The sequence below is a fragment of the Kitasatospora sp. NPDC047058 genome, from assembly GCF_040643935.1.
Taxonomy (GTDB): domain Bacteria; phylum Actinomycetota; class Actinomycetes; order Streptomycetales; family Streptomycetaceae; genus Kitasatospora.
Window position 1 is genome coordinate 1 of record NZ_JBEYVJ010000947.1, and the last position, 1,093, is coordinate 1,093.

The 1,093-nt window shown below is 76.4% G+C and carries 1 protein-coding gene; it reads left to right on the forward strand.

All coding sequences use genetic code 11. The annotated features are described in order from the left end of the window. Positions 1–162: 162 nt before the first annotated feature. Positions 163–1,093, forward strand: a 931-nt coding sequence (locus tag ABZ885_RS41840; RefSeq protein WP_360200540.1) for an alpha-hydroxy-acid oxidizing protein, incomplete at its 3' end; no start/stop codon positions are given.

A 1,093-nucleotide genomic window follows, 5' to 3' on the forward strand; every position in this document is an offset into this window, starting at 1 on the left:
GCGCCCGGGCTCCGGGCTTCGGCCTATGGTTTTATCCAGGCCTCGCTCCGGGCTCGAACCGCAGGGGCTGACGCGCGGCCCCGGGTTTGGCAGGCTGGGGCGGTCGCCGCCGGGACCGGCCCGGGCGGGCGCAGCGCGGAGCGGAGAGGACGGCGACCGGTCATGACGGGGCAGCAGTTCGGCGACTACCAGAACGAGATCTACCTCGACGGGCTGTTCGGCCGGCAACCCGGCCTGCCGATGACCTTCGCCGAACTGGCGGCCCGCGCCGAGGCCGCACTGTCGCCGTCGCTCTGGTCGTACGCGGCCGGCGGCGCGGGCGGCGAGCACACCCAGCGGGCCAACACGACCGCCTTCGAGCGTTGGGGCCTGGTGCCGCGGATGCTGGTCGGTGCCGCCCGACGGGACCTGACGGTGGACCTGTTCGGCCTGCGGCTCCCGTCGCCGCTGTTCCTGGCGCCGGTCGGGGTGATCGGGCTCTGCGCCCAGGACGGCCACGGCGACCTCGCCACCGCCCGGGCCGCCGCGCGCACCGGCGTGCCGATGGTGGCGTCCACGCTGAGCGTCGACCCGATGGAGCAGGTCGCCGCCGAGTTCGGCGACACGCCCGGCTTCTTCCAGCTCTACACCCCGACCGACCGGGCCCTCGCCGAGAGCCTGGTCCACCGCGCGGAGGCGGCGGGCTTCCGGGGCATCGTGGTCACCCTGGACACCTGGGTCACCGGCTGGCGCCCGCGCGACCTCGCCACCGGCAACTTCCCCCAGCTGCGCGGGCACTGCCTGGCGAACTACACCTCCGACCCGGTCTTCCGGGCCCGGCTGGCCAAGGCCCCCGAGGAGGACCCGGCGGCCGTGGTGCGCGAGTGGGTCGGCCTCTTCGGCAACCCGCTGACCTGGGACGACCTGCCCTGGCTGCGCTCGCTCACCGACCTGCCGATCCTGCTGAAGGGCATCTGCCACCCCGAGGACGCCCGGCGGGCCCGGGACGGCGGGGTGGACGGGATCTACTGCTCCAACCACGGCGGGCGGCCCGCCCCCGGCGGCCGGCCCGCCCCGGCCGCGCGGGCCCGCCGGGGGGGGGGAGGTGGGGCGA